Consider the following 24278-nt stretch of genomic DNA (forward strand, 5'->3'; position numbering starts at 1 on the left):
CCGCTCGGGGGTGGGCTTCGACTCCGCTCGGCCCGAACGGAGGTTCATATGAGCGAGCCTGGTTCTGATCATCCCGTGATCCCTGCCGCCACGTCGCGGCCCATCGACATACCCTATGTCTTTGCGCGCAAGCATGGCGTGGTGATGCTGCCGCCCGAAGGCGACCGGCTGACCATCGCCGTTCGGGAAGGGAGCGACCCGCGCGTGCTGCTGGAGGTGCGGCGGCATCTGGCGCGCAGCTTCGACGTTCGGTTCGTGGAGCCGGCGCAGTTCGACCGGCACCTGTCCGACCATTATGCGATGGAGGGCAGCGCCGCGGCCATGGCGGGATCGCTGGAGGTGGGCGCGGACGAGCTGGACATCCTGGCCGCCGACATTCCGACAGCCGACGACCTGCTCGACAGCGCCGACGACGCGCCGGCCATCCGCCTGATCAACGGCATCATTGCGGAGGCGGCCCGGCAGGGCGTGTCCGACATTCATATCGAACCCTATGAGACGGGCCTGATCGTCAGGATGCGGATCGATGGCGTGCTGCGCGAGACGCTGCGGATGCCGCCCCATGTCGCGCCCGTCGTCGTCAGCCGCATCAAGGTGATGGCGCGGCTCGACATCGCCGAACGGCGCGTGCCGCAGGACGGGCGCATCGGCCTGACGCTCGGCGGTAAATTGCTCGACGTGCGTGTCTCCACCCTGCCGAGCCGGGCGGGCGAACGCGTGGTGCTGCGCATCCTCGACAAGGAGAATGCGGGCATGAACCTGGACCTGCTGGGCATGACCGGCGCGCCGGACCGAATCTTCCGCGAGGGCCTGAGCGAACCCAATGGCATCATCCTCGTCACCGGGCCGACCGGTTCGGGCAAGACGACGACACTCTACGCCGGCTTGCGCCAGCTCAATGACGGCAGCCGCAACATCCTGACCGTCGAAGATCCGGTGGAATATGCAATCGAGGGGGTTGGCCAGACGCAGGTGAATGCGAAGGTCGGGCTGACCTTCGCGGCTGGGCTGCGCGCGATCCTGCGGCAAGACCCCGATGTGGTGATGGTCGGCGAAATCCGCGATCGCGAGACAGCCGAGATCGCCGTGCAGGCTTCGCTGACCGGGCATCTGGTGCTCTCGACCGTCCACACCAACGATGCGGTCGGTGCGATCACCCGGATGCGGGACATGCGGGTGGAGCCTTTCCTGCTCGCGTCCACGCTGCGCGCCGTGATCGCGCAGCGGCTGGTGCGGCGGCTTTGCCAGCATTGCCGCGAACCCGTGCAAGCCGACAAATCGGCGAGCGCGCTCCTCGGCTTCGATCCCGGCACGATCATCTATCGCGCCCATGGCTGCGAGCACTGCAACGGGACCGGCTACAAGGGCCGGATCGGCGTGTTCGAGGCGATTCGCGTCGACGACACGATCCGCCGCCTCATCAATGACGGGGGCGATGAATCGCTGATTGCGCGTCATGCCTTCCTGAACGCGCCCAATCTGGGTTCGGCGGCGCGGGCACTGGTGCGCGACGGGCAGACCACGGCGGAAGAGGCCATCCGCGTGTCGCGCCGCGACGCGACCGAGGTGGAAACCATCGCCGATGGCTGAATATGACTATGTGGCGATCGACCCGGCTGGCCGGGAGCGTGGCGGATCGGTCAAGGCCGGCACGATCGAGGATGCGCGCGCCAAGCTGGACGCACGCAAGCTGTTCATCGTGCGGCTGGAGCAGGGCGCGACCGAGACGGCGCGCAAACGGACCGGCCTGTCGCTGCGCGCGCCGCGCCTCTCGCCAAAGGAGCTGACGCTCTTCACCCGCCAGCTGTCGACCCTGATCCAGGTGAGCCCGCTGGAGGAATCGCTGCGCACCATCGGCCGGCAGAGCGAGAAGGACCATGTGCGCGCCATCGTGGGTCGCGTGCATGGCGGCGTGCTGGAAGGCCGGCGGCTGGCGGACGCCTTGGGGGCGGAGCCCAGGAGCTTCCCGCCGCTTTATCGCGCGATGATTTCCGCCGGTGAAAGTTCCGGCAGCCTGCCGACGATCATGGAGCGATTGGCCGACCTGATGGAGCGGCAGGCGGTGATCCGGTCCAAGGTGCTGACCGCCATCGCCTATCCCAGCGTGCTCGCCGCCTTCGCTGTCTGCGTCGTCGCAGCACTCATGATCTTCGTGGTGCCCAAGGTGGTGGAGCAGTTCGACACAGTGGGGCAGCAATTGCCGCTGTTGACCCGCATGGTGATGGGCCTGTCCGCCTTCCTTGCCGCCTATTGGTGGGTGCTGCTGATCCTGATCGCGCTTTCGGGGCTATTATTCTGGCGCGCGCTGAGGAACGAGGCGTTTCGATATCGCTTCGACGCGACCCTTCTGGCGCTGCCCCTGCTTGGCCGCCTGATCCGCGACCTGCATGCCGCACGGATGGCGCGGACGCTTTCGACCATGGTGGCGAGCCGGCTGCCGCTGATGGAAGGTTTGTCGCTGACCGCGAACACCGTGCATAACCGGGTGCTGCGCAAGGCATCGGACGACATCGTGGAAGCGATCCGGGGCGGCGGCAGCCTGTCGGCGGCGCTGCGGCGCGCCGGGGTTTTCCCGCCGCTGCTGGTCTATCTGGCGGCAAGCGGCGAGAGCGCGGGGCGGCTCGACACGATGCTGGAACGCGCGGCAGACTATCTGGAGCGGGAGTTCGACAGCTTCACCTCCGCCGCGCTCGCCATGCTGGAGCCGGTCATCATCATCCTGATGGGGGGCATCGTCGCCGTCATCATCCTGTCCATCCTGCTGCCGATCCTGCAGCTGCAAAGCCTCACCGGGGCTTGAAGGAGTGAACATGCCCAATTGGAAGACCATTCGAGCCGCCGCTGTCGAAGGCGAAGAGGGCTTTACCCTGGTAGAATTGATGGTCGTCATCGTCATCATCGGCCTGCTGGCGACGATCGTGGCGATCAACGTCATTCCGGCGACGGAGACCGCGCGCGTCGAAAAAGCCAAGGCCGACATTTCGACCATCGAGCAGGCGCTCGAGCAATATCGGCTCGACAACCTGACCTATCCCGCCGCGTCGGACGGGTTGCAGGCGCTCATCAGCCCGCCCGCCTCGCTCGCCCAGCCGCAGCGCTATCGCCGGGGCGGCTATATCAAGAAGCTGCCCGAAGATCCGTGGGGCCGCGCCTATCTCTACACCGTGCCGGGGCGGAAAGGCGCGTTCGACATCAGTTCGCTGGGCGCGGACGGGCAGCCGGGCGGGGAGAATGAGAATGCGGACATCGTCTCCAGCGAGCTTTGATCCCTCCGAGGCAGGCTTTACGTCTTTGAAGCGTTCCGCCGAACATGGCTTCACTTTGCTGGAGCTGATGGTCGTGCTGACGATCATCGGTTTCATTTCGGCCGCCGTCGTCCTGGCCATCCCCGACCCGCGCGGTCGGGTGGTGGAGGATGCCGACCGCTTCGCCGCGCGCGTCGCCGCCGCGCGCGACGAAGCGGTCGTCACCGCGCGACCCATGGGCGTATGGGTATCGGCCTCGGGCTATGGCTTCCAGCGCCGCGAGGGCGGCGGCTGGGCATCCATCGACCAGAAGCCGTTCGGGAACGCCAATTGGAAAGCGGGCACGCGCGCTCTGGTGGGCAAGGATGGCGGGCAGCAGATCGCCTTCGACGGCACCGGCCTGCCGACCGATCCGCTGACCGTGACGCTGGCGCGCGAGGGCGAGCGGGTGGCCGTGACCGTCGACATGGCGGGGAAGGTCATGGTCGGTGGATAGGGGGCGCGCCGCGGAGCGCGGCTTCACCTTGCTGGAGATGCTGGTGGCGCTGGCGGTGTTCAGCCTCGCGGCGCTCGCGCTGGTCCGGTTGCAGGGGGTGACGTTGCGTACGGCGGCTGACCTCGACAGCAAGGCGCTGGGCCAGATCGTCGCGCGCAATCTGATGGTCGAGGTGCAGACCGACCCCACCCCGCCCGCCGTCGGCGAGGAGGAGGGCGATGTCGAAAATGGCGGCAGGCGCTGGCACTGGCGCAGGCTGGTCAAGGCCATGGACGACAAGCGGCTGTTGCAGGTCGACATGACCGTGGATGGACAGCCCGGCGCTTCGCCCGCCGTGCTGAGCTTCGTGCGGGTGGTCGAATGATGCGGGACGGCGAAACTCCCAAGGCGGCGGGTGGCTTCACGCTGATCGAGCTGCTGGTCGCGTTGATGATCTTCGCGCTGCTCGCCAGCGCAGGCGTGCTGTTGCTGGGCAACAGCGTGTCGGCGCAGGCGCAGGTGAAGGCGCGGCTGGACGACATGGCGGCGGTGCAGCGCGCGAGCGGCGCGCTCGCCGCCGACCTGGGGCAGGCCGTGCCGCGCATCACGCGCACGGAGGCGGGGACGCTCGCGCCCGCCTTCTGGGCGCATGGCGAGGGCGAAGCCCAGCCGGTGATGCAGTTCGTGCGCGGCGGCTGGGACAATCTGGGCAACCTTCCCCGCCCGTCCTTGCAGAAGGTCGAATATTGGGTGCGGCAGGGGCGGCTCGAGCGGCGCAGCTATGCGCAGCTCGACGGCGCGGCCGGGGACGATCCCGCGACGTTGCTGGACAATGTCGAAGCGGTGGTGCTGCGGTTCAGGGACGGGCAGGGGAAATGGCGCGATGCGTGGATGCCGACCCAGCCCGACCTGATGCCCCGCGCCGTGGAGATGCAGGTGACCCGCACGGGTGAGCCGCCGGTCGTGCTGCGGTTCCTCGTCGCTCCCGGCCCGATGGAGAAGCCCGTCGTGGCGGAAGGGGCGGCGGGTGCCTGATCCCCATGGCCGTCATGAGGAGGGCGCTGCCCTGCTGACCGTGCTGTTGCTGGTGGCGGTGATGGCTGTGGTCGCGTCGACCGCTCTGGAGCGGGTGGCGCTGGCGACCCGCATGACCGGCAATGGCGGCGCGGTCGATCAGGCGCGCGCCTTTGCCGATGCGGGCGCGGAACTCGCGCGACTGCGCATCGGCGATCTGGTGGCGTCGAACCCGGCGAAGATGACGCTGCAGGGCGGATGGATGGGCACGCCGCAGGTGGTGCCCGTGCCCGGCGGCGTCGCGAGCGTGCAGGTGACGGACGGCGGCAACTGCTTCAACCTGAACAGCGTGGTGACTGGCGAGAGCGAGGCGGCGCTGAAGGTGCGGCCGGTGGGCGTCGCGCAGTTCCAGGCGCTGCTGGAGGCGCTGGGCGTGGACGCGCGGCAGGCGCAGCGGGCGGCGAACGGCCTCGCCGACTGGATCGACAGCGACAGCGTGCCACAGCCCGGTGGTGCGGAGGACGAAACCTATGCCCAGGCCGAGCGTCCCTATCGCGCGGCCAACCGGCTGATGGCCGACGCCAGCGAACTGCGCGCCGTCGCGGGGATCACGCCGGCCATCTACGACCTTGCACGGCCGTGGGTATGTGCGCTGCCCGTCGCGGATCTGTCACCGATCAACATCAATACGCTGCTGCCTGATCAGGCCCCGCTGTTCGCCATGCTGCTGCCGGGCAAATTGAGCGTCGGGCAAGCGCGGCAATATCTGGCGCAACGGCCCGCGGAAGGCTACGGCGGCGTGTCGCAATTCTGGGCCATGACGGCGCGCGGGGGCATCAATCCCGAAGAGGGCGTGGACCAGCAGGTCAAATTGACGACCGGATTTTTTGGAGTGACTGTGTCGGTGGATGTCGGGGGGACGCAGGTGGTGGAACGCGCGCTGATCGACGCGCGCGAAAGCCCCGCCAGGATCGTGCGGCGAAGCTGGGGCGCGGGCGCATGAGCAGCAAGGATGCCCTGATCCTCTTCCTGACCGAGCGCGACGAGGATGCGCCGCGCTGGATGCGCGTGGTGGACGGCGTCGCGGTGAAGGCGGGCGAGGGCGCGGACTGGCTGGCGGCATGCGGACTTGCGGCCCTGCCCGAACAGACGCGGGTCATGCTGGTGCCGCCTGCCCCATTGGTGAGGCTGCACTGGGTATCGCACCCGGATCTGCCGGCGCGGCAGGGGCGCGCGGCCGCGCGTCTGGCCGCGATCGCGCAATCCATCCTGCCAGCCGATCAGCTATTTGCCGCCCCGGATGCGAACGATGATCCGGCGCGACCGCATATCGTGGCGGTGGCGGCGCGCGCCGACATGCAGCACTGGCTGCTGAGGGCGCAGCATCATGGCCTGGACCCCGACATCATTGTGCCCGCACCGCTGCTGCTGCCCGAGCCGGACGGCGGTTTCGTGCGCGGGGTCGTGGGCGACGAGACGATATGGCGGGGCGCGGACCTGGCGCTGACGCAGGAACTGGCGATCCCGGCGTTGACCGGCGATGCAGCGATCAGGGACGTCGCGCCCGAAGCGATCGAGAAGCGCGCCATCGCCGCGCTGGACCTGGCTCCTCTCGACATGCGGCAGGGCGACTTTGCCAAGCGGGTGCGACGTGCGCCCGACATGGCAATGCTGCGGAGGATTGCCCTGTTGAGCGGGATCATCCTGCTGCTCGCGCTCGCGACGGCTGTCGTTGGCATCGTCAAGAACCATGGGGAGGCGAGCCGGCTGGACGACCAGAGCGTGGCGCTGGCGCGGCAAATCCTGCCGGAGGCCAGCGATGCCGCGCAGGCGCAAGGGGAACTGGACGCCCGGCTCGCCGCGCGGGGTGCGGGCGCGCGCGCCTTCACTGCGCCTGTGGCCGGGCTCTTCGCGGCGATGCAGGACGCGCCGGGCGTGGCGCTGACCAGCCTGTCGCGCGACCCCGACGGCATGATCCGCGCGACTCTGGCGGCGGCGAAGGCGGACGACATCAATATCGTGCTGCTCGCCCTTCAGGCGGCCGGTTTCGTCGTGACGGCGACGCCGTCGCAGGATCCGGGCGGCCGCACGCTGGCAGACATTACGGTGCGGTCATGATGGAAAAACTGGCGACCCTTTGGGCGGAACGATCGCGCCGGGAACAGTGGATGCTGGCGGTCATGTTCGCCCTGCTCGCTGTGGTGGTGCTGTGGTTCGGGGTGGCCATGCCGCTTGACCGGGCGCAGCGCAGCGCGCGCGAGGCGCTGCTGGCGGCGACGGATCGCAACGCGGCCATTCGCGCGGCGGTGAAGCAGTTGAAGGCGCTGCCGCGAACCCCTGTCGTCAGCGGCCCCGCGATGGCCATCGATCAGTTTGTGGGACAAAGCGCGGGCGAAGCGGGACTGACGCTGGAACGTGCGCAGGCGCAAGGACAAGACAGGATGGAGATCGCTATCGCCACCGTCCGGCCGTCCGCCCTGTTCGGCTGGCTGGCGCGGCTGGAGGCGCAGGGCGTCCGCGTCGAGACCCTGAGCGCACGGCCGTCATCCACGGCGGGCAGCATATCGGTGCAGGCGGTTCTGGAGCGGGGAGAGGGGCGATGATGGGGCTTCGCCTGTCCCGGCGGATGCGGGCCGTTCTGATCGCGGCGCTGCTGGTCGGCCTGCTGCTGTTCCTGCCGATGCGCGTCGCTTTGGGACTTGCAGGGCTGGAGCGGCTGGGCATTTCCGCGCAGGAAGTGCGGGGCACGGTGTGGAGCGGGCGGATAGGCCAGTTGATGCTGGGCGAGATGCCGATCGGCACGGTGCGCGCCGGCCTGTCGCCATTTCCCCTGTTGGTCGGCCGCGCGCGCTTCGACATCGCCCGGAACAAGGGGCTGCCCGACGATATCCGCGGCGCGCTGACCGTCGGGTTCGGACGGATCGGCGTGGACGATGTGACGGGGGCGGTCCCGCTTGGCCGCACCTTCGCGCCGCTGCCTGTCGCCAGCCTGATGTTCGAGGATGTGAGTGGCTATTTCAGCGGCGAACGATGCGGACATGCGGAGGGGCGGGTGCGCGCCCGCATGGCTGGCCAGTTTCCCGGTCTGAACCTCAGCCAGGGATTGTCGGGCATTGCCGCCTGCGACGGCGATGCGCTGCTGTTGCCGCTGGTCAGCCAGTCGGGTCTGGAGAAGATCAATCTGCGCATCTGGCGCACCGGGCGCTATGTTGCGGAAATGCGGATCGAAACCGCCGACCCCGCGCTTGCGGCGGCATTGGGGCAGGCCGGCTTCGCCAGGGCGGGCAACGCGCAGTTGTTGAAGATCGAAGGAAATCTGTGATCGATCCGCTGGCGGCAGCGGCCGGTGCGGTGGCGGGCGCGATCGCCGGCAGTTTCCTCGCCACGCTGATCCTGCGCTGGCCCTCTGGCCGCAGCGTCGCGAAGGGGCGATCAAGCTGCGACGGATGCGGGCGACCGCTCACCGCCCGCGACCTGATCCCGATGCTGAGCGCGGTGGCCAGCGGCGGGCATTGTCGTACCTGCGGCGCGGCGATCGATCCGCTGCACGGCCGGGTGGAGGCAGGTTGCGCGATCATCGGCGGGCTGGCGCTGGGCTTCGCGCCGGATATCTCGGGTGCAGGCTGGGCGTTGCTGGGCTGGATATTGCTGACGCTGGCGCTGCTCGACTGGCGACACTACTGGCTGCCGGACGCTTTGACGCTCCCGCTCGCCTTCCTTGGCCTCACCATCGGTCCGTGGACGACGAACGCGACGATGACGGACCGGATTATCGGCACGGTGGCGGGATATGCCGTGCTGCTCGCCATTTCCGTGACCTACCGTATGACGCGCGGGCGAGAGGGCCTGGGCCTTGGCGACGCCAAGCTGCTGGGCGCGCTGGGCGCGTGGTTCGGCTGGCAGGCGCTGCCCTTCATCCTGCTGATGGCCTCGGTGACGGGCCTGGCCGTCATGCTGCTGACGGGGCGCGCCAAGAACGCCACCGCGCGCGTGCCGCTCGGCACCTTCCTGGCGCTCGCGGCGCTGCCGGCATGGGCGATCCTGTCGGCGCTGATGCGGTGAATGGTCGGCCTTCGTGCGATCCTATAGAACTTTGTGCGAAGCTCCTAGTGCTGAACTCGCTGTCAGATTTGAGGAAATCCGGCGGGATGAGTGGGGATGGTTGCGGGCAGCATAGACGCTGTGATGGCCAGATGACCGCCTCCAAGAAGCGGCTGATTTCGGTGCATTCCGCTGAAACGAGCGGCGGCCGCCGAGCCGCTCGTTTCTCGAATGTCAGTCCGGTATGCCCATGCTATGCGATGTCGATGACGGACGCAGGGAACTCCTTTTCAGAACGCTTCAACTACAACGCGCCAGACGCGGAGATCACAATCCGCGAGGATGCGCCTGACGTTCTCCGCGTCGGCCTCACGCAGCTCGCCTATGCCGCGGACTTTGGCGGCAAGGCATTGCGCGAACTCGTCTGCGCCGTGCTACTGAAGCGGCCGGACTACGCGCATAACTGGGGCCCGGAGAATGTCGCGCGCGAGGTCGACGACCTCATGAGCGAGGCGCCTTGGTTCAAGGTCTATGACATCGCCGAGCGGCTCCACACGGAGATCGGCAAGCACGATTATACGGGAACCCGGCAAGACGACTTTACGCGCCGGCTCAACCAGCTCTTCCGCGAAAACGGTATTGGCTGGCAGATCGAGGACGGCAAGATCATGGCGCGCGGGTCAGAAGCCTTCGCCCTCTCAACGCGCGATGCCGTCGAGACGATGCGCGCCGCAGGGACGCCGACCGCCGCCAACGAAGTCCATGAGGCGCTGCGCGACATCTCGCGGCGGCCCCACGCCGACACCACTGGCGCGATCCAGCACGCGATGGCGGCCCTGGAGTGCGTCGCGCGCGAGGTTTCCGGCAGCTCGGACACGCTTGGTCCCATCATCAATCGGCTGCCCTTGCCGCCGCCACTCGACGCCGCGCTACATAAGCTCTGGGGCTTCACCTCGCAGGAGGGCCGGCACCTCCAGGAAGGCCGCGATCCGCAGTTCGCCGAGGCCGAGCTGGTCGTAACGGTGGCGTCGGCCATCAGCGTGTATTTGCTCCGGCATCGGGCGCGGTCGCAACAGGGCTGATTTCGCCGGCTTGGCTCTCCGTGCCCAGGTTCACTTCGCCGGCGGCTCGACATCGGGTGGATTCATATATTGCCGAAAACTCTCCAAATCCTCGTCGCTGGGGTTGGGTGCCTCGGGGATGAAGCGGATCGTCTCGGCGAGGTCGCGACGCGTGACAAAGCCGATGATCGCGCCGCCATTGCTCATCTCATACTCCATTGAGCCGCAATGCCGGTTTATCAACGCCAGGCCCGGCGCAAAGGCGATGGGCTTCTTGTTGCCCTTCTTGCTCACCTCATGCTTCGCGATCGCCACCCTGATGAATTCCAGTTGGGTGAAGCCCATTTCGGTCCGACGCAGGTCGATGCGCATCTGCTCGACCAATTCCGGTCGCTCTTCCGCATCGCGGAGCTGTTTGGCGCGTAGCTCGCGATCATAGTGCCGGTAGCCGAGATCGCGTTCGAGGTTGGTGGCCTTGAGATTGAAGCCGGCGTTCTCGGCCAGCTTGATCACTTCCTCGCAGCGCTGGCGCCAGGTCCGCAGCAACTCATAGGCGGTGAAGATCCACATCGGCGAGAGCGACTGGATCAGCGCGATCTTCCCGCGCGGCGGATCATCATCGAGCTGGTGGGCCATCACCTCCTGCTCGATGCCGTTCAGCATATTGTCGACTAGGCAGAGCTGGCTGGCTTGCATGACCAGCATCGGGTTCTCGGAAGACCCGGCCAACGTCATCAGCGATAGGTAAAGGTCCGCCCGGCCTATTTCGGCGACGTCGCGGTAGCGCGGCGCGTCGGGATCGGCGTATCCATCGCTATCTTCGTCCGACATACCTCAGTCCTCTCGATAGGGTGGATCGGCTACCGCCATCGGCAACCGGTCGGCGAGGCCCCAGAAGCATGTGGCCGCGCGGATGTAGCGAATCAGGTCGCGTCTTCGCATCCTGAGATGCTCGCTGACCACCGCCTCGCCTGGCAGGAGATCGAGATAATCCGGCGCGTCCGTCTCCCAAAGCTCCGGCGCCGCGGCCCGGAGGGCCTCGCAGGAGCGGCCGTCACCATGCCGCACGACATTGGCGACCAGGAACATCTGGCTGAGGTCCGACCCCAACCGATCCCGCTGCAGGTCAATCCCCGCCTGATCCGCGCAGGCGGTCAGGAGCGCTTCAAAGCCGCGAATCCGCGAGAAGTGGCCCCGGCCTTCGGTCTGGCGGGCGCGCGCCCACACGCTCAACTGGCGCTCGAACATGGCCGCCAGCGTCAAGACATAGGCCTTCGCCGCCTCGTTCGCGGTGTAGTTGTCGACCTGGGCCGCGGCACGGTCGAGAAACGCGTCCAGCGTCGCCGCCTCGCCGCGCTCGAGCCGGGGATGGACGGCCAGCGCGTCAAGCCCGGGTAGAATGATGCGGTCGAACAGACGGGCGAGATTGGCCTGAAAGACGCGCGGCAACTGATCTGTATTCGAGCTCAATCGTCCTTCTCCTCAAGCGCCATGCCATCGCCTCGCCGCTGCCGCTGAAATACTGTAGGGCGTTCAAGAGCGGAACAAGTTGAACGGGGGGCGCATGAGCAAGTCGAAAAGCGATGCGCATCGCAAGACGTCGAAGAAGCCGTATAACGAGCGCACTGATCTCGAAAAGCTCCAATCCCAATGGACCAAGCTTTCCGGACTTCACACCCGCGACGAACCTTCGGCCGCGATCGTGCGCTGCGCCACCGCGGCCGAAATCGCCGCGAATTACGCGGTGCGGACCGAATGGTCGCAAAAGACACAGTTCGACGCCGCGACCGTCGACCAGTTCCTCCGTTGGGCCAACGGCCTGCCGTTGAAGGTCGAGCGCCTGTTCGTGCCGGTCTATTTCGCAACGCCCAAGACGAGCCCGACCGCCAAGGCCCTCATCAAATCGGCCGCGACGATCAACGCGGTCCGCAACGCCGTCGTCCACCAGGGCTCGTTCAGCAACACTAAGGAGGCCGAGGCGATCATCGCGGAGGCCAAGGCGTTCATCAACATGATCGTCGGCCTGTCGATCGACGGCTTCGACATTGATGACAAGACGCGTTCGGCCGAGGCGCCGGCGTCCCGCGAGGCGGCGGCGGAATGAGCGAAGGCCACCCCAAGAGGCATCACTATGTCCCGCAATTCTACCTGCGGCGCTTTGCGTGCCCGGACGATCCGAACAAGGTCCGCATCCTCGAACGGCACGGGGATATTCTCGCCACCGATCGCAAGTCCATCGACCGTATCGGCTACGAGGAGTCGATGCACGATTTCGTCGCGGAGGGCGTAGCCGGCTCGATCGAAGGTCCGATCAATCGGGTGATCGAGACGCCCTTCTCCAACAGCCCGACCTGGCAGAAGATCACCGACGGCGCCTGCGCGCGCCTCGACGAGACGGACAAGATCCCGATTTACGGCTTTGCCCGCCACCTCCAGCGGCGCAATCTCGAGACACTGCGCTTCATCGAGGCGGAATCCTCGCGCTTCAAGGCCGGCGCGCTCGACGCTGATCTGAGCGAAGAGGAGCGCGAGATGCACGAATGGATCGCCGCAGCCGCCGACAACGCACATGCCCTCTTTCGCGATGGCGCGATGGACACGACCATCCCGGAGGATGCGGCCGCCATCAACGTGATGGTCTGCCAGTCACCGATCCCCCTGCGCACCTCGACCAGCCCGACGCTGCTGATTTTGGTGCCCGAACAGCAGGCCGCTTTCGGCGCCTTCTTCAACAATCTGAGGACCTGGTGGCTGACGCTCGATCGCCATTGCGGCGCTTTCATCGTCGCCGGTGGGCCGCCCGGGTTCACCAACTCGGCCATGCCCGCGGACGCAGCCCGGATGGTCAACCGGCAATTTCTGGTTCAGCACGGCAACAGCCTGACGGTCCGCTACATGATTGCCGACGATGCCCATCTCGACGGCGATCTCGAATGGGCCGGATTCAGTTTCGACCAACTTACCACGCATGGAGCTCGCTGGCGGAAAACCGACGAAAACTCCTAGGTTCACGTAGGCGGCCAGTTGTGGGTTTCGCCCTGACAGGACTGACACCAGGCATAGAGCGCATCGTAGATGACAAGACTGTGGCTCAGCATCTCGTGATCGTCGGAGTAGCGGGCTGACAGCCCGAGCGAGATGGCGAACAGGCCGGCCGACTGCGGGGCGAGGTCAAGCCGGGACGTATCGGCCCCGCGCACGATGACCGCAAGTTGCCGTAGCGCAGGATTATCGAGCGCATATTTGGCGAGAAATGCATCGAAACTGCATAGCTCGCCGACGTGGCTGAACTCGACGTCCGGGATATCGTAGGGTGTCGCTCCCTCCTTGGCCGCGACAGAAAGAACCTCCTTGGCAGGAACATAGAGAAACTCTGCCTCGGCATCGATGCAGCGCAAAATCAGCCAAGGACATGCGATCCGGTCGATCTTGGGGCGTTCACGTGTGACCCATTTCATGGCGGGCTAACCCTTCGCACTCACGATCGCACGGTAGCGGCTATCGATGACTTCCCAGTCGAGGTTGCGCATGATTGCATCGACATATTTCGCGACAGCGGCACCGTAGTCCATGTGGAATGCGTGCTCATACATATCGAGCACAAGCAGCGGGGTGCCGGTTGCAGGGCCGTTGGTATGATCCCAACACCAGTAATTGTGCAACGACGCCGTGTGGTGGTTCCAGGCCAGGATGCACCAGCCCGAACCACCTGCCAGCGCCATCGCGGTGCGGCGGAACTCCGCCTCCCATGCCTCGAGCGAACCGTGCGACGCGGCCAGTGCCTGGCGGATGCTCCCCGCGGCCTGCCCGTTGCCGCCCAGCGCGTCGAAATAGAGTTCATGAAGCACCACCGATCCGGTGCGATGAAGCTCCTCACGCTTGAGGCCGCCATAAGCGACCGCCGGGAAGTCATTGTCGGCCATGGCGATGGCGAGCCGTCCCTCGATCATGTTGAGCGCGCGGATCGAGCCCTGATAGTTATTCTCCCAATGGGAGCGGATCAGCCGCTCGGACAGACCGTCGAGTTTGGCTGGATCGAAACGCAGCGCCTTGGGCTGGTGCTGGCCGGCGAATGCGGGCGAAGGGGCTGGGGGTGTCATGGTCTGGGCCTCACTGGCTGCTGCTGTATTGGCGATGGCAAGACCGGCCGCTCCAGCGGCAAGACTTCCCATCGCCGTGCGGCGTGAAACTTCACTCATCGGGCATTTCCTTTCAGGCGATTCGGCCAAGCAGCAGTCCGCCAATGGCGGTGATGCCAAGCACTTTGATGACATTCCATTTGAACCGAAAGAGGAGGACGGCGGACAAGGCCGCAAGCAGGCCTGCCCGCCAGTCGAGGCTCGTCCAGTCCGGAACGTAGAGCCGAAAGGGGCCGGTCTCGACTTCGCTGACGCGGGCGAACAGGACATGGATGAAGAACCAGACCGTGAGGTTGGCGATAACCCCGACGACGGCGGCGGTTAGTGCCGCGAGACCGCCCTTTAGGCGCTTTGCGTTCTCCATCCGCTCGATCCAGGGGGCGAAGGTGAAAATCCACAGAAAGCAGGGAGCGAACGTCACCCAGGTGGTCAGTGCCGCGCCGAGCAGGCCCGCGACCAGCGGAGTGAACGGTTCCGGGGCGCGGAAAGCGGCAAGGTAGCCGACGAACTGCGTCACCATGATGAGCGGTCCTGGGGTGGTCTCGGCAAGCCCGAGGCCGTCGGCCATTTCACCCGGCGAGAGCCAGCCGTAACTCTGCACGGCTTGCTGCGCCATGTAGGCAAGGACCGCATAGGCTCCGCCGAAGGTGACGACAGCGAGTTGGGAGAAAAAGCTGCCGATCTCCCACAGCACATGGCCGCGCCCAAGCGTTACAAGGACCACAGCCATCGGCGCCGCCCAGATGGCGCCCCAGATCGCGATCGTCCGCATGGTCAGGCCCCACGGGCGAGGCCCGGAAACCGGTGTTGCGCCGCCAAGCTTGATTCCCAGCCAATCGGGTCTAGACGCGGCGACCAGCATACCGATCCCTCCCGCTCCAAGGACGACCAACGGAAAAGGCAGGTCGAGGAAGAAGAGGGCGGCGAAGGCGACTACTGCCAGCGCCTTCTTGAAGCCGGTATTGAGCGATCGTCCTGCTATGCGCAGAAGCGCCTGCACGACGATCGCCAGGACAGCGGCCTTGATTCCGAGGAACAGAGCCGCAAACCAGTCAAGGTTCGCAGCGAATGCATAGAGCATCGACAGGGCCAGCATCACCAGCGCGCCGGGAACGACGAATAGCAGCCCGGCGGCGAGCCCACCGCGTAGTCCGTGCAGTTTCCAGCCGATCCAGGTGGCAAGCTGCTGTGCCTCAGGGCCGGGAAGCAGGTGGCAGAAGTTCAGGGCATGGAGATATTGGTCCTCGCTGACCCATTGGCGCTCATCCACCAGTTCGCGGTGCATGAGCGCGATCTGGCCGGCAGGCCCCCCGAAGCTCAGGAACCCGATGCGCGTGAACACGCGGAGCAACTCGCCGAAATCAGGCCGGTTGGTCGAAACAGTCGATCCGGAAAATTCAGTCACTCGTCCCCATGCCTTTCCATCCGCGCGAGCGCGGACAAACAAGGCAACGCTTGGGCGGTGACGCCTGACCGGGAGGTTGCATTGCCCCGGCGCTGCCAGATTAGACGGCCGTCCCTGAAATCGCAACGCCTGCCGAAGCAGTTCGGTGCACATTCTCGAAAATGGGAACGCAGATCGCCACGGCGCGAAGGGGAGGTGGCACTGGGTGGTGTTTCCAAGGAGGCATCATGCCTGCACCCCCCTGCTTACATCGCAATATCGATCTCGAAGCCCAGGCATCCGATCTGGTCAAACGCCTCGGCGGCTTGTGGTCGCCAAACGGCGCGATGTGCCACTGTCCCGCGCATGACGATCATACGCCCAGCCTCTCAGTTCGCGTGGGCGAGAAGGCATTGCTCTTCAAATGTTTTGCGGGCTGCGAGACGATCGACGTGATCCGCGCGATCCATCGGCTTGATCACAACACCGCTCTGAGCGGTCCGTCAGAAGCACGTTCGCTCAACGCTACGCTCAGCCCCGCATGGTTGCGGCAACGGGCAGTAGATCTTTGGGACGACGCGCGCTCGCTGGTTGGAACACCTGCCGAACACTACTTGCAGCGACGCGCCATTGCTCTATTGCCTCCGACCTTGCGCTATCATTCGCGCGCACCTCTGGGCCGAGGCAAACTAGCTGTGTTCCGGCCAGCAATGATCGCGGCGCTGCATGAACGACAGCACCTTGTCGCGCTCCAGCGGACATTCCTGGATCCGCATCAACCGCGCCGCGCGCGCGACCTCGCCAACCCCCGGCGAATGCTGGGGCGTCCCGGTCAAGGCGCGGTCATGCTCGCGCCGGCAACCGAGACGTTGGGCCTTGCCGAAGGCATCGAAACCGCCCTCTCGGCGATCCTCCTGCTCGACATCCCGGTCTGGGCGACGCTCGGCAACGAACGCCTCGCCCATATTGCCATTCCCGACACCGTCTCCCGCCTGATCCTGCTTCCCGACGACGACCGCGGCGGGCGGATCGGCGCCGCCAAGGCCATGGACGCCTATGCGATGCCGGGCCGGACGATCGATGTGCTCTGGCCGCCCCGGGGCTTCAACGACTGGAACGACGTCCTGCGTGGGGAAGGAAAGGGGGTGGGGGACTGGATGCGGCAAGCGGCCTGAATGGTCGGGCCTCGTCCGCGCGGAGAATATCCATGTCCCAGCCTATCATCCTTGTACCGGCCGGCAAGCTCGCCAAGTCGCCGAGCAATGTACGCAAGACCAGCGACGCCGAGGCCGATGCCCAGCTCGAAGCAAGCATCGTCGCGCACGGCGTGCTCCAGAATCTCATCGGGCTGCCGGTCGCGCGCAAGAAGGGGCAGTATCGCATCACCGCCGGCGGTCGCCGCCTCGATGCCGTCCATCGCGCGATCGAGAAGGGCGAACTGCCCGCCGACTACGAGCTGCCGGTCAAGGTCCTCGCCGACGCCAACGATGCGGTTGAGATCAGCCTGTCGGAGAATTTTTTCAAATTGGCGATGAATCCGGCTGATGCCTGCCGGGCATTCCAGGACATCATCGACACCGAGAACAAGACGCCCGCCGACATCGCCAAGCGGTTCGGGCTCACCGAGCGCTTCGTGCTCGGTCGCCTGCGGCTCGCCAATCTCGCCGAACCGGTGTTCGAGGCGCTGCGCGAAGGCGCGATCACGCTCGACATAGCCATGGCCTATGCCAGCACATCCGACACCGCGCGCCAGGCTTCGGTGTTCGAGCAGCTCGGTCAGGGCTACTATCGCGCGAACGTCGGCGAGATCCGTCGCCAGCTCGCTTCCGGAGGTTATCGCGGCAGCGACCCGAAGGCACTGTTGGTCGGGCGTGACGCCTATGTCGCCGCCGGCGGCCGGATCGATGCCGATCTGTTCTCCGACGATGCCAGTGAGATGTGGATCGACGGCGACATTCTCGATCACCTCGCCGAGGAACAGCTCGCCGCCGCCGCCGAAGCGATCCGCGAGCGCGAGGGCTATGCCCAGATCCGCACGGTTGTTGCGTCCCACATCCCCTACACCGAGACCTATGGCCTGCGGCAGGTGCAGGGCGATCTTCCGCCATCCAGGACGAGCTCGAAGCGATCGAAGAGACCGGCGAGGGCTACACCGAAGACGACGAAGCCCGGGTCCAGGCGCTCGAGGCCGAATACGATGCGATCCAGTCGCGCACGCCCGTGCTTACCGACGAACAGAAGGCCTCCGCGCTTGCCTATCTCGTGATCGGCCGTGACGGCCAGCCCCGCATCCACGAGCAGCTCTATGTCGCACCGGTCGAGACGCCTGACGACAATGATGAAGACGGCGATGGTGAGGATGGCGACAATGGGTTCGACCAGACCGACGAGACCGATGGTCCGGCCAAGCCCGTCGTCAGTCAGCGTCTGGCCGACGAACTGGCGATGATGAAGACCGAGCTCCTCGCGGTCCATGTCGCCAGCGATCCGCGTTTTGCGCTCGATGTCGGGACCTTCATCATGGCGGACGCGGCGACCCGGCATTATGGCAGCATGGATCTCGCCAGTGACCTCCGCGCCCGTTCGCCCAGTCCGCGTGTCGCCAATTTCGAGAGCGGCACGCTGGCGGCGGAGGAATGGGCCAAGCTCGACGGCGGGCTCGACCGCAGCTGGATCGACCACGACGATGTGCGAGACCGTTACGATGCGTTCTGTGCGCTGTCCGACGAAGCGCGCGCCGCCTGGCTGGGCTGGGCGGTCGCAAGAACCTTCGATGCCGTGCCTGCCGGCAAGACGGGCAGCGCCTTCATCGATCATCTGGGCGACAAGCTTGCGATCGATGTTGCGGTCTGGTGGCGGCCGAGCGCGAAGAACTACTTCGACCGGATCACCAAGCCCGCGATTCTCGACCTGTTCGAGACGGTCGGCGGCGTCGAACTGCGGCACCGCTACGGCGCGTCGAAGAAGCACGATCTCGCCGCGTCGGCGGAGAAGCTCTTCGCGGGCGACATCCTCGTCGAGGCCGAGACCAAGGAACGGGCGCTGAGCTGGCTGCCCGATGCCATGCGGTTCGTACCGCTCGATGACGCCGCGAGCCCGATGATCGAGCCGGACGGCGAGGCGGCGGACGAGTCCGACATCGTCGTCGATCTTGATGCCGATCCGGTGGCCGAACCTTTGGATGATAACGGCACAGGATCGCTCGCCGCCGCAGCCTGACCGACAAGCCAATCCTCCCGACGGGGCCGCGGCGCGCCTGCCGTGGCCCCGTTTCCTTGTGCTCGCCCAACGGGGAGCAAGGGGGAGGGCGATTGGCGACGGGGCGGAAGGCCGCCCGATTTCGCGAGGATCACCTGCTATGAACATGCCGCTTCTCAAACTCGCCGAGCCGCTCTTCGACGCTGGCGCCACCAAGGCCGAAAAGCTGTTTTCGGTGGCCACGATCGTCGCGGAGGCGCTCGTCCGTTCCAACACCATTACCCGCCAGTTTCTCACTCGGCTGATGACGGAGACATTCGGCGCGTCCGATGCCAATGGGGCCTGGTCGTTGCGCGACGCCTATGACGCGCTGGAGACGGCGCAGGTGTTGCTGCTCGGCCGCGCCGACTGGCAGGGCGAGCATCCACAGACCACCTTCGCGGGGCTGGTCGCCTTCCAGAATAGCCTACCGACCCAGACCTACCGCTCCGAACGGCAGGTCGATCTCCAGCAGTTCAGCACGCCGCTGGCGCTCGCCTGGCTTGCTGCGCGGGCCGCCATGATCGCAGCATCTGATAGCATCCTTGAACCCTCGGCCGGGACCGGGATGCTGGCAGCCCATGCCGCGAGGGCGGGAGCGCGCCTGCTGCTCAACGAACGCGACAATCAGCGTGCCGCGCTGCTCGCACTCGCACTGCGTCATGACGTCACCACTCATGACGCCGAGTTCATCCACGACAAGCTGGCAACTGGCGTCGCCCCGAGCGTGGTCCTGATCAACCCGCCCTTCAGCCGCAGCGAGGGGCGGGGCCGGGATCGTCATGCCGGTGCGCGCCATCTGCGCTCGGCGCTGCTCCGGCTCGCCCATGGCGGCCGCTGCGTCGCGATCATGTCGCCGGGCTTCGCCTCCGACGGCAGTGCGGCGACCGGATACACGGCGGTTGCCGAGGTGGTGCCGCCGCGCGCCGAAATCACCATCCTCGGCAATCCCTACGCCAAGCACGGCACCAGCATTGCGGTGCGGCTGATCGTCTACGACAAGGGCTGGGCGGGCCAGACGGCGCGCCATACGGTCGACAGCATCGAGGCGGCATTGCCGATTGTGCTCGGCCTGCCGGATCGCCTCGATCCCTCACAATCGCCGCCGCCCGCGCCTGCTATGGCGCAGCCGCATGTGCGGCTTGCTCCCAAGCCCTCGCCATCGGCACTGTTCGCGGGTCTGGCAGGTTCGCGCCTGGTTACGCCCAAGCGCGAACCGCGCGTCGACGATGTGCCGTGTCCGCTCGACTATAGCGTCCGCGACATGCCGCTGCCCGCAGGCGATCCCGTCGGCATCTATGTCCCCTGGCGGCTTTCACGTATCGAAATTTCCGGCGCCAAGCCCCATCCCGACCAACTGGTTGAATCGGTCGCGATGGCCTCGGTCTTGCCGCCGGCGCCGAGCTATCACCCCTTGTTGCAGCAGCGCGCAATTGCGGCCCTATCCGATGCCCAGCTCGAAACAGTGATCCATGCTGGCGAGGCCTTCGAGCGCGATCTTCCCGGAACCTTCCTCCCCAACGATGCTGGCGACCAACTGGGTGAGACGCCGGGCGGTCATGTCTACCGCACCGGCTATTTCATCGGCGACGGCACCGGCGTCGGCAAGGGGCGCGAGGTCGCCGCCTGCATCCTCGACCAGTGGAACCGGGGCCGCCGCAAGGCGGTGTGGATCTCGGTCGCCTCTGGCCTCGTCGAGGACGCGCGGCGCGACTGGGCGGCACTCGGCGGCCTTCCCATCGACATCCAACCGCTCGACGCTTTCCCGCTGGGCAGCCCCATCAGCATGGACAGCGGCATCCTGTTCCTGACCTATGCGACGCTGCGCTCGTCTCGGCACGACGAGGCCTCGCGGCTCCAGCAGATCCGCGCCTGGCTGGGTGAGGATTTCGATGGCATGCTGGTGTTCGACGAGGCCCATGCGCTCGCCAACGCCGCCGGCACCGAGACCGAATTCGGCGCAGCCAGGGGTTCCGAACAGGGCCTGGCAGGCGTGCGTCTGCAACATGCCCTGCCACGAGCGCGGGTGCTCTATGTCTCGGCGACGGGCGCCACCGATCCTGCCAACCTCTGTTATGCCGCGCGCCTGGGGCTATGGGGACCGGGCACGGCGTTCCGCGACCGCGCGGCGTTCATGGCGGCGATGGACAATGGCGGTATCGCCGCGATGGAAATCGTCGCCCGCGATCTCAAGGCCATGGGACTTTACACCGCCCGGGCCCTGAGCTTCGCCGGCGTTGAATATGAGGCGCTCGAACATCGGCTGACCCCGGACCAGATCACCATCTATGACACCTATAGCGATGCGTGGAGCATTATACACGGGCGGCTCGAGGAGGCGCTGAAAGCGGCGAACATCGTCGATCGCATGTCGGGCGAGACGCTCAACGCGCAGGCGAAAGGATCGGCGCTGTCTCGGTTCGAGAGCTCGAAACAGCGCTTCTATTCAGGCGTCCTTCTATCGATGAAGATGCCGAGCCTGATCCGCGCGATCGAAGCGGAACTGGCGGCGGGCCACGCGGCAGTCGTGCAACTGGTCAGTACTGGCGAAGCGGTCCTCGGTCGCAGGCTTGCCGCTCTTTCCCCTCAGGAGCGGGCGCAACTGCTCGTGGACACCTCGCCTCTCGACGGACTCATCGATTACCTCAAGAACGCCTTTCCCACGCGGCAGATGCGTGCCTTTCGGGCGAGCGACGGGACGATGCGCTCGGAAATGATGATGGGCGATGACGGTAAGCCGGTTCATTGCCAGGAGGCGCTCGCCGCGCGCGATGCCCTCGTCGAACAGCTCTGCGGCATGCCGCCGATCCCCGCCGCGCTCGACGCGCTGATTGCGCATTTCGGCAGCGATGCGGTCGCCGAAGTCACCGGGCGGACCAAGCGCCTCGTGCTCGATCCACGCGGCAACCAGAAGCTCGAATCCCGCAGCGTGGGTGCCCGCAAGGCCGACAGCGACGATTTCATGGCGGGGCGCAAGACGATTCTCGCCTTCTCCGATGCGGGCGGGACCGGGCGTTCCTACCATGCGGATCTGAACTGCGGCAGCGCCGACCGCCGTCGCATCCACTTCCTGCTCGAACCGGGCTGGAAGGCGGCAACCGCGATCCAGGGGCTGGGCCGCACCCATCGTACCAATCAGGCGAGCCCGCCAGTGTTCCGCCCGGTCACCACCGACTGCAAGGGAGAGCGCCGCTTCATCAGCACCATCGCGCGGCGGCTCGACAGCCTCGGCGCCCTGACCCGCGGTCAACGCCAGACTGGCGGGCAAAACCTGTTTGACCCCGCCGACAATCTGGAAAGCGACTATGCCCGCGAGGCGCTGACGCAGTGGTATCACCTGCTCCACGCCGGCAAGCTATCCAGCACGAACCTCGATTATTTCCAGGCGATGACAGGGCTAAAGCTGGTCGAGGATCAGGGCGGCGGCCTGCTCGAGCGGCTGCCGCCAATCCAGCGCTGGCTCAATCGTATCCTGGCGCTTCGGATCGCGACGCAAAATGCGATCTTCGAGGAATATATCGGCCTGATCCAGGCCCGCGTCGATGCCGCGCGCGAGGCGGGCACGCTCGATCTCGGCGTCGAGACCATCCGGGCCGAGCGGATCGTGCCGCTGTCCGACCAGGTCTTGCGCACCGATCCCCTGACAGGCGCCGAGACCCGGCTGCTTCGCCTCGAACTGCATATGCGCCCCTGGACGACCTCGTGGAACCGGTTGGTGCATATCTGGGAGGGCACCGACGACATCGCCTTCCTGCGCAATGGCCGTTCGGGCCGGGTGGCACTGCGTGTGCCGTCCTGGTCGGTCACCGATGATGAGGGCAAGCCGGTGCCGATGTGCCAGCTCGTCCGTCCGACCGGCACCGACCGCATGTCGATGGGCACGCTCTGGACCAGCCATTGGAAGCCGATCGAGCGCGAGGATTTTCGCAAAGCTTGGGAAACCGAAGTGGCCGAAGCTTCCGCGAGGCTCGACGTCGAAACGATCAGCGTGGCGACCGGCCTGCTGCTGCCCGTGTGGCACAAACTCCCCGCTGACGATGTGCGGGTCTGGCGGATCGGCGATGCGTCGGGGGAGGCTCTGCTCGGCCGTATCGTCATGCCCGCCGCCGTCGAAAACCTCGAAGCCGAGTTCGGGCTCGCCGCTTCTGTCCGCTTGACCCCGTCCGAACTGATCGTGGCGGCGCGTAACGACGAGGGCGTGTCCGTGCCGGGCCTGGAGGGCGTGCGCCTGGTGTCGGTCTTCGTTAACAACAGTCGCCGCCTTGAACTGCGCGGGCAGAACCCGCTGGACCGCGAATGGCTGAAGGCGCGGGGCTGCTTTACCGAGGTCATCGCCTATTCGACGCGAACGTTTGTGCCGATGGACCGGGCTGAAATTGTTCTCGCGGCCATATCGTCAGCTTTGGTGGAGGGGCGAGCGTGAGGCTTGCGGAACCCGCTGCCGCTGATACGTCGCTGTCCAGCTCAAATCGCTTGCCTTCCTCCGGGCCACTTGGCAATAATTGCGAGCCATTCGCAATAGTGGATGAGTCGCCCGGAGAGCGCCCGATGACCACTCTATCAGCGCCCATTGAACATGGCGCGATCTCCGTTCTGGGTCTCATTCTGTCCTCCGCCCGGCGCTGGCGCGAGGCCCGCGATACGGGGCTCGCAGTCCAGCCTCACTTGTTCAGCGAGCTCGCGTTCGAAGGTTTCGACATCATGGCGCCGGTGCTCGATAGCCTGATGCACCTCTATGAGGTCGTCTTGCGCCGCCCAATGCGCGTGGGCCGCGGCGGGGGCGCTTCCCAGGACGAGGATCTGCTGCTCGATCTCCTCACAGGCACGAAGCAGAGCCGGGACTCCTTCGGGAACACCGGTGCCATGGGCCGCACGTTCGAGACGGCACTGCTGTCTACCCGGATCATGCTGCGCAAGGCCTTTCCGATTCCGGCCGCCTACTGAGCGGTGTGGCGGCATGGCAATCAAGCTCAGCGTCTGTCGAACGTCGAAGCTTTCTCGTACATTTCCTGCCAGGCCGCTGCGGCGCGCAAACAGCGTTCCCGTACCTGGGGCAGGGAGGTTTCCTCGGCTTCTGCCAGGCATTCCTTGAGGCGCTGCAGATAGAATTCGCTGTTGCGCGGCGTGAGCCGAGGAGAACTGGATGAAAGCATGGCAATGACCTGTGGGGCGTTCTCTGGAGGTGCGACGGCGGGGCTTGGGACAGGTCAGGACTTACCCGATTTGGTGCCCCGTATCACCGCCGGTCGGATGCTTTGCGACCGTGATCGGCCAAGTCTGCGGTAGAATAGGCGAAAGCTGTCCTCTTCGTAGCCGATGGCCTCGTAGAAGCGTGCAGCGGCGTCGTTCTCGCTCCGCACCATCAGCTGGATCTTGGGCGCACCGAACTGCCCGAGCCATTCCTCGCAATGCAGGATCAGCTTGCGCCCGATGCCCCAGCGCCGGAAATCCTTGTCGACCCCGAGGTAGTAGATCCACCCGCGATGGCCATCCCATCCGGTCATGGCGGTTCCGATCAGATGCCCGGCCGCGAAAGCTCCGATGATGGTCGAACACGGTCCACCGAGCGCACGCTCGGCATCCGCGACCGGATCGTTCCATGGCCGGGTTAGCTCGCACGCCTCCCAAAGCTTCACAGCCTCACCGATGTCGGACGAGACAAGCGGACGAAATTCGATCACG

At 66.1% G+C, this 24278-nt stretch carries 23 protein-coding genes and 1 pseudogene; 18 read left to right on the forward strand and 6 right to left on the reverse strand.

The window, feature by feature from the left end:
• Positions 1 to 48: 48 nt before the first annotated feature.
• From gspE to AX724_RS08675, 12 genes are all read left to right on the forward strand, one after another.
• Entirely contained in the window at positions 49 to 1590 is a 1542-nt protein-coding gene (gspE, locus tag AX724_RS08620) for a type II secretion system ATPase GspE (protein ID WP_066765413.1), read from the forward strand.
• Positions 1583 to 2800, forward strand: a complete 1218-nt coding sequence (gene gspF / locus AX724_RS08625; protein WP_066765414.1) for a type II secretion system inner membrane protein GspF — start codon at positions 1583 to 1585, stop codon at positions 2798 to 2800. The genes gspE and gspF overlap by 8 nt, the downstream gene beginning before the upstream one ends.
• A 10-nt stretch (positions 2801 to 2810) precedes the next feature.
• Positions 2811 to 3266 carry a type II secretion system major pseudopilin GspG gene (gene gspG, locus AX724_RS08630; protein ID WP_066765415.1) on the forward strand — a complete coding sequence of 152 codons (456 nt, stop codon included), beginning with the start codon at positions 2811 to 2813 and terminating at the stop codon, positions 3264 to 3266.
• A gap of 25 nt (positions 3267 to 3291) precedes the next feature.
• Complete coding sequence (locus AX724_RS08635) at positions 3292 to 3741, forward strand: GspH/FimT family pseudopilin (protein ID WP_269454136.1); 450 nt, start codon at positions 3292 to 3294, stop codon at positions 3739 to 3741.
• Positions 3734 to 4105 (forward strand): type II secretion system minor pseudopilin GspI, encoded by a 372-nt coding sequence (gene gspI, locus AX724_RS08640; protein WP_269454137.1) that lies wholly within the window; start codon positions 3734 to 3736, stop codon positions 4103 to 4105. The genes AX724_RS08635 and gspI overlap by 8 nt, the downstream gene beginning before the upstream one ends.
• A complete protein-coding gene (gene gspJ / locus AX724_RS08645; RefSeq protein ID WP_156448029.1) occupies positions 4102 to 4755 on the forward strand; it encodes a type II secretion system minor pseudopilin GspJ in 654 nt (217 codons plus the stop codon). Before gspI ends, gspJ begins: the two co-directional genes overlap by 4 nt.
• The gene (gene gspK, locus AX724_RS08650) at positions 4748 to 5737 is read left to right on the forward strand and encodes a type II secretion system minor pseudopilin GspK (protein WP_066765417.1); all 990 of its coding nucleotides are present in this window, start codon (positions 4748 to 4750) and stop codon (positions 5735 to 5737) included. Before gspJ ends, gspK begins: the two co-directional genes overlap by 8 nt.
• Complete coding sequence (gene gspL / locus AX724_RS08655) at positions 5734 to 6852, forward strand: type II secretion system protein GspL (protein ID WP_066765419.1); 1119 nt, start codon at positions 5734 to 5736, stop codon at positions 6850 to 6852. Before gspK ends, gspL begins: the two co-directional genes overlap by 4 nt.
• Positions 6849 to 7337 carry a type II secretion system protein GspM gene (gene gspM / locus AX724_RS08660; RefSeq protein WP_066765424.1) on the forward strand — a complete coding sequence of 163 codons (489 nt, stop codon included), beginning with the start codon at positions 6849 to 6851 and terminating at the stop codon, positions 7335 to 7337. The genes gspL and gspM overlap by 4 nt, the downstream gene beginning before the upstream one ends.
• A complete protein-coding gene (gene gspN, locus AX724_RS08665) occupies positions 7334 to 8056 on the forward strand; it encodes a type II secretion system protein N (protein ID WP_066765426.1) in 723 nt (240 codons plus the stop codon). Before gspM ends, gspN begins: the two co-directional genes overlap by 4 nt.
• Entirely contained in the window at positions 8053 to 8796 is a 744-nt protein-coding gene (locus AX724_RS08670) for a prepilin peptidase (protein WP_066765428.1), read from the forward strand. Before gspN ends, AX724_RS08670 begins: the two co-directional genes overlap by 4 nt.
• Positions 8797 to 8927: 131 nt before the next feature.
• Positions 8928 to 9857 (forward strand): AbiJ-NTD4 domain-containing protein, encoded by a 930-nt coding sequence (locus tag AX724_RS08675; RefSeq protein WP_066765429.1) that lies wholly within the window; start codon positions 8928 to 8930, stop codon positions 9855 to 9857.
• 30 nt (positions 9858 to 9887) lie between these two features.
• Here the strand turns inward: AX724_RS08675 and AX724_RS08680 are convergent, their stop codons facing one another.
• Positions 9888 to 10667, reverse strand: coding sequence for a hypothetical protein (locus AX724_RS08680; protein ID WP_066765431.1), 780 nt, complete (start codon positions 10665 to 10667; stop codon positions 9888 to 9890).
• Between the two features lie 3 nt (positions 10668 to 10670).
• A complete protein-coding gene (locus AX724_RS08685) occupies positions 10671 to 11306 on the reverse strand; it encodes a hypothetical protein (protein WP_066765433.1) in 636 nt (211 codons plus the stop codon).
• Between the two features lie 94 nt (positions 11307 to 11400).
• Between AX724_RS08685 and AX724_RS08690 the strand changes: the two genes are divergently transcribed.
• Together AX724_RS08690 and AX724_RS08695 are read left to right on the forward strand one after the other, a co-directional pair.
• Positions 11401 to 11940: a hypothetical protein gene (locus tag AX724_RS08690; protein ID WP_066765435.1), complete on the forward strand. Its 540-nt coding sequence runs from the start codon at positions 11401 to 11403 to the stop codon at positions 11938 to 11940.
• Positions 11937 to 12842 (forward strand): DUF4238 domain-containing protein, encoded by a 906-nt coding sequence (locus tag AX724_RS08695; RefSeq protein ID WP_066765436.1) that lies wholly within the window; start codon positions 11937 to 11939, stop codon positions 12840 to 12842. The genes AX724_RS08690 and AX724_RS08695 overlap by 4 nt, the downstream gene beginning before the upstream one ends.
• 2 nt (positions 12843 to 12844) lie before the next feature.
• On the opposite strand, the gene AX724_RS08700 is transcribed toward AX724_RS08695, so the two are convergent.
• From AX724_RS08700 to chrA, 3 genes are read right to left on the reverse strand one after another with little or no spacing between them, the layout of a single operon-like run.
• The gene (locus tag AX724_RS08700; RefSeq protein ID WP_066765438.1) at positions 12845 to 13294 is read right to left on the reverse strand and encodes a chromate resistance protein ChrB domain-containing protein; all 450 of its coding nucleotides are present in this window, start codon (positions 13292 to 13294) and stop codon (positions 12845 to 12847) included.
• 6 nt (positions 13295 to 13300) lie between these two features.
• Positions 13301 to 14035 (reverse strand): superoxide dismutase, encoded by a 735-nt coding sequence (locus tag AX724_RS08705; RefSeq protein WP_082733459.1) that lies wholly within the window; start codon positions 14033 to 14035, stop codon positions 13301 to 13303.
• Positions 14036 to 14048: 13 nt separating this feature from the next.
• Entirely contained in the window at positions 14049 to 15380 is a 1332-nt protein-coding gene (gene chrA / locus AX724_RS08710) for a chromate efflux transporter (protein ID WP_156448030.1), read from the reverse strand.
• 227 nt (positions 15381 to 15607) lie between these two features.
• Between chrA and AX724_RS08715 the strand changes: the two genes are divergently transcribed.
• The 4 genes and pseudogenes from AX724_RS08715 to AX724_RS08730 all read left to right on the forward strand — a co-directional run bounded on the left by AX724_RS08715 (position 15608) and on the right by AX724_RS08730 (position 23540).
• Entirely contained in the window at positions 15608 to 16534 is a 927-nt protein-coding gene (locus AX724_RS08715) for a DUF7146 domain-containing protein (RefSeq protein ID WP_066765442.1), read from the forward strand.
• Between the two features lie 32 nt (positions 16535 to 16566).
• Positions 16567 to 18578 (forward strand): annotated as a pseudogene (locus AX724_RS24920) (ParB/RepB/Spo0J family partition protein).
• Positions 18579 to 18717: 139 nt separating this feature from the next.
• Positions 18718 to 23019, forward strand: a complete 4302-nt coding sequence (locus tag AX724_RS08725) for a strawberry notch family protein (RefSeq protein ID WP_066765444.1) — start codon at positions 18718 to 18720, stop codon at positions 23017 to 23019.
• A gap of 125 nt (positions 23020 to 23144) precedes the next feature.
• Positions 23145 to 23540, forward strand: coding sequence for a hypothetical protein (locus tag AX724_RS08730; RefSeq protein ID WP_066765447.1), 396 nt, complete (start codon positions 23145 to 23147; stop codon positions 23538 to 23540).
• 263 nt (positions 23541 to 23803) lie between these two features.
• Here the strand turns inward: AX724_RS08730 and AX724_RS08740 are convergent, their stop codons facing one another.
• A complete protein-coding gene (locus tag AX724_RS08740; protein WP_082733461.1) occupies positions 23804 to 24277 on the reverse strand; it encodes a GNAT family acetyltransferase in 474 nt (157 codons plus the stop codon).
• Position 24278: the final 1 nt, after the last annotated feature.

The organism is Sphingobium sp. CCH11-B1, assembly GCF_001556865.1.
Lineage (GTDB): Bacteria > Pseudomonadota > Alphaproteobacteria > Sphingomonadales > Sphingomonadaceae > Sphingobium.

Excerpts from the sequence above, each read along its gene's own strand:
- AX724_RS08690 (WP_066765435.1), top strand. The coding sequence starts at position 11,401 with ATGAGCAAGTCGAAAAGCGATGCGCATCGCAAGACGTCGAAGAAGCCG.
- gspL (WP_066765419.1), top strand. The coding sequence starts at position 5,734 with ATGAGCAGCAAGGATGCCCTGATCCTCTTCCTGACCGAGCGCGACGAG.
- AX724_RS08675 (WP_066765429.1), top strand. The coding sequence starts at position 8,928 with ATGACCGCCTCCAAGAAGCGGCTGATTTCGGTGCATTCCGCTGAAACG.
- AX724_RS08725 (WP_066765444.1), top strand. The coding sequence starts at position 18,718 with ATGAACATGCCGCTTCTCAAACTCGCCGAGCCGCTCTTCGACGCTGGC.
- AX724_RS08730 (WP_066765447.1), top strand. The coding sequence starts at position 23,145 with ATGACCACTCTATCAGCGCCCATTGAACATGGCGCGATCTCCGTTCTG.
- AX724_RS08680 (WP_066765431.1), bottom strand. The coding sequence starts at position 10,667 with ATGTCGGACGAAGATAGCGATGGATACGCCGATCCCGACGCGCCGCGC.
- AX724_RS08715 (WP_066765442.1), top strand. The coding sequence starts at position 15,608 with ATGCCTGCACCCCCCTGCTTACATCGCAATATCGATCTCGAAGCCCAG.
- gspN (WP_066765426.1), top strand. The coding sequence starts at position 7,334 with ATGATGGGGCTTCGCCTGTCCCGGCGGATGCGGGCCGTTCTGATCGCG.
- gspJ (WP_156448029.1), top strand. The coding sequence starts at position 4,102 with ATGATGCGGGACGGCGAAACTCCCAAGGCGGCGGGTGGCTTCACGCTG.
- AX724_RS08695 (WP_066765436.1), top strand. The coding sequence starts at position 11,937 with ATGAGCGAAGGCCACCCCAAGAGGCATCACTATGTCCCGCAATTCTAC.
- gspE (WP_066765413.1), top strand. The coding sequence starts at position 49 with ATGAGCGAGCCTGGTTCTGATCATCCCGTGATCCCTGCCGCCACGTCG.
- AX724_RS08700 (WP_066765438.1), bottom strand. The coding sequence starts at position 13,294 with ATGAAATGGGTCACACGTGAACGCCCCAAGATCGACCGGATCGCATGT.
- AX724_RS08705 (WP_082733459.1), bottom strand. The coding sequence starts at position 14,035 with ATGAGTGAAGTTTCACGCCGCACGGCGATGGGAAGTCTTGCCGCTGGA.
- gspF (WP_066765414.1), top strand. The coding sequence starts at position 1,583 with ATGGCTGAATATGACTATGTGGCGATCGACCCGGCTGGCCGGGAGCGT.
- gspM (WP_066765424.1), top strand. The coding sequence starts at position 6,849 with ATGATGGAAAAACTGGCGACCCTTTGGGCGGAACGATCGCGCCGGGAA.
- gspG (WP_066765415.1), top strand. The coding sequence starts at position 2,811 with ATGCCCAATTGGAAGACCATTCGAGCCGCCGCTGTCGAAGGCGAAGAG.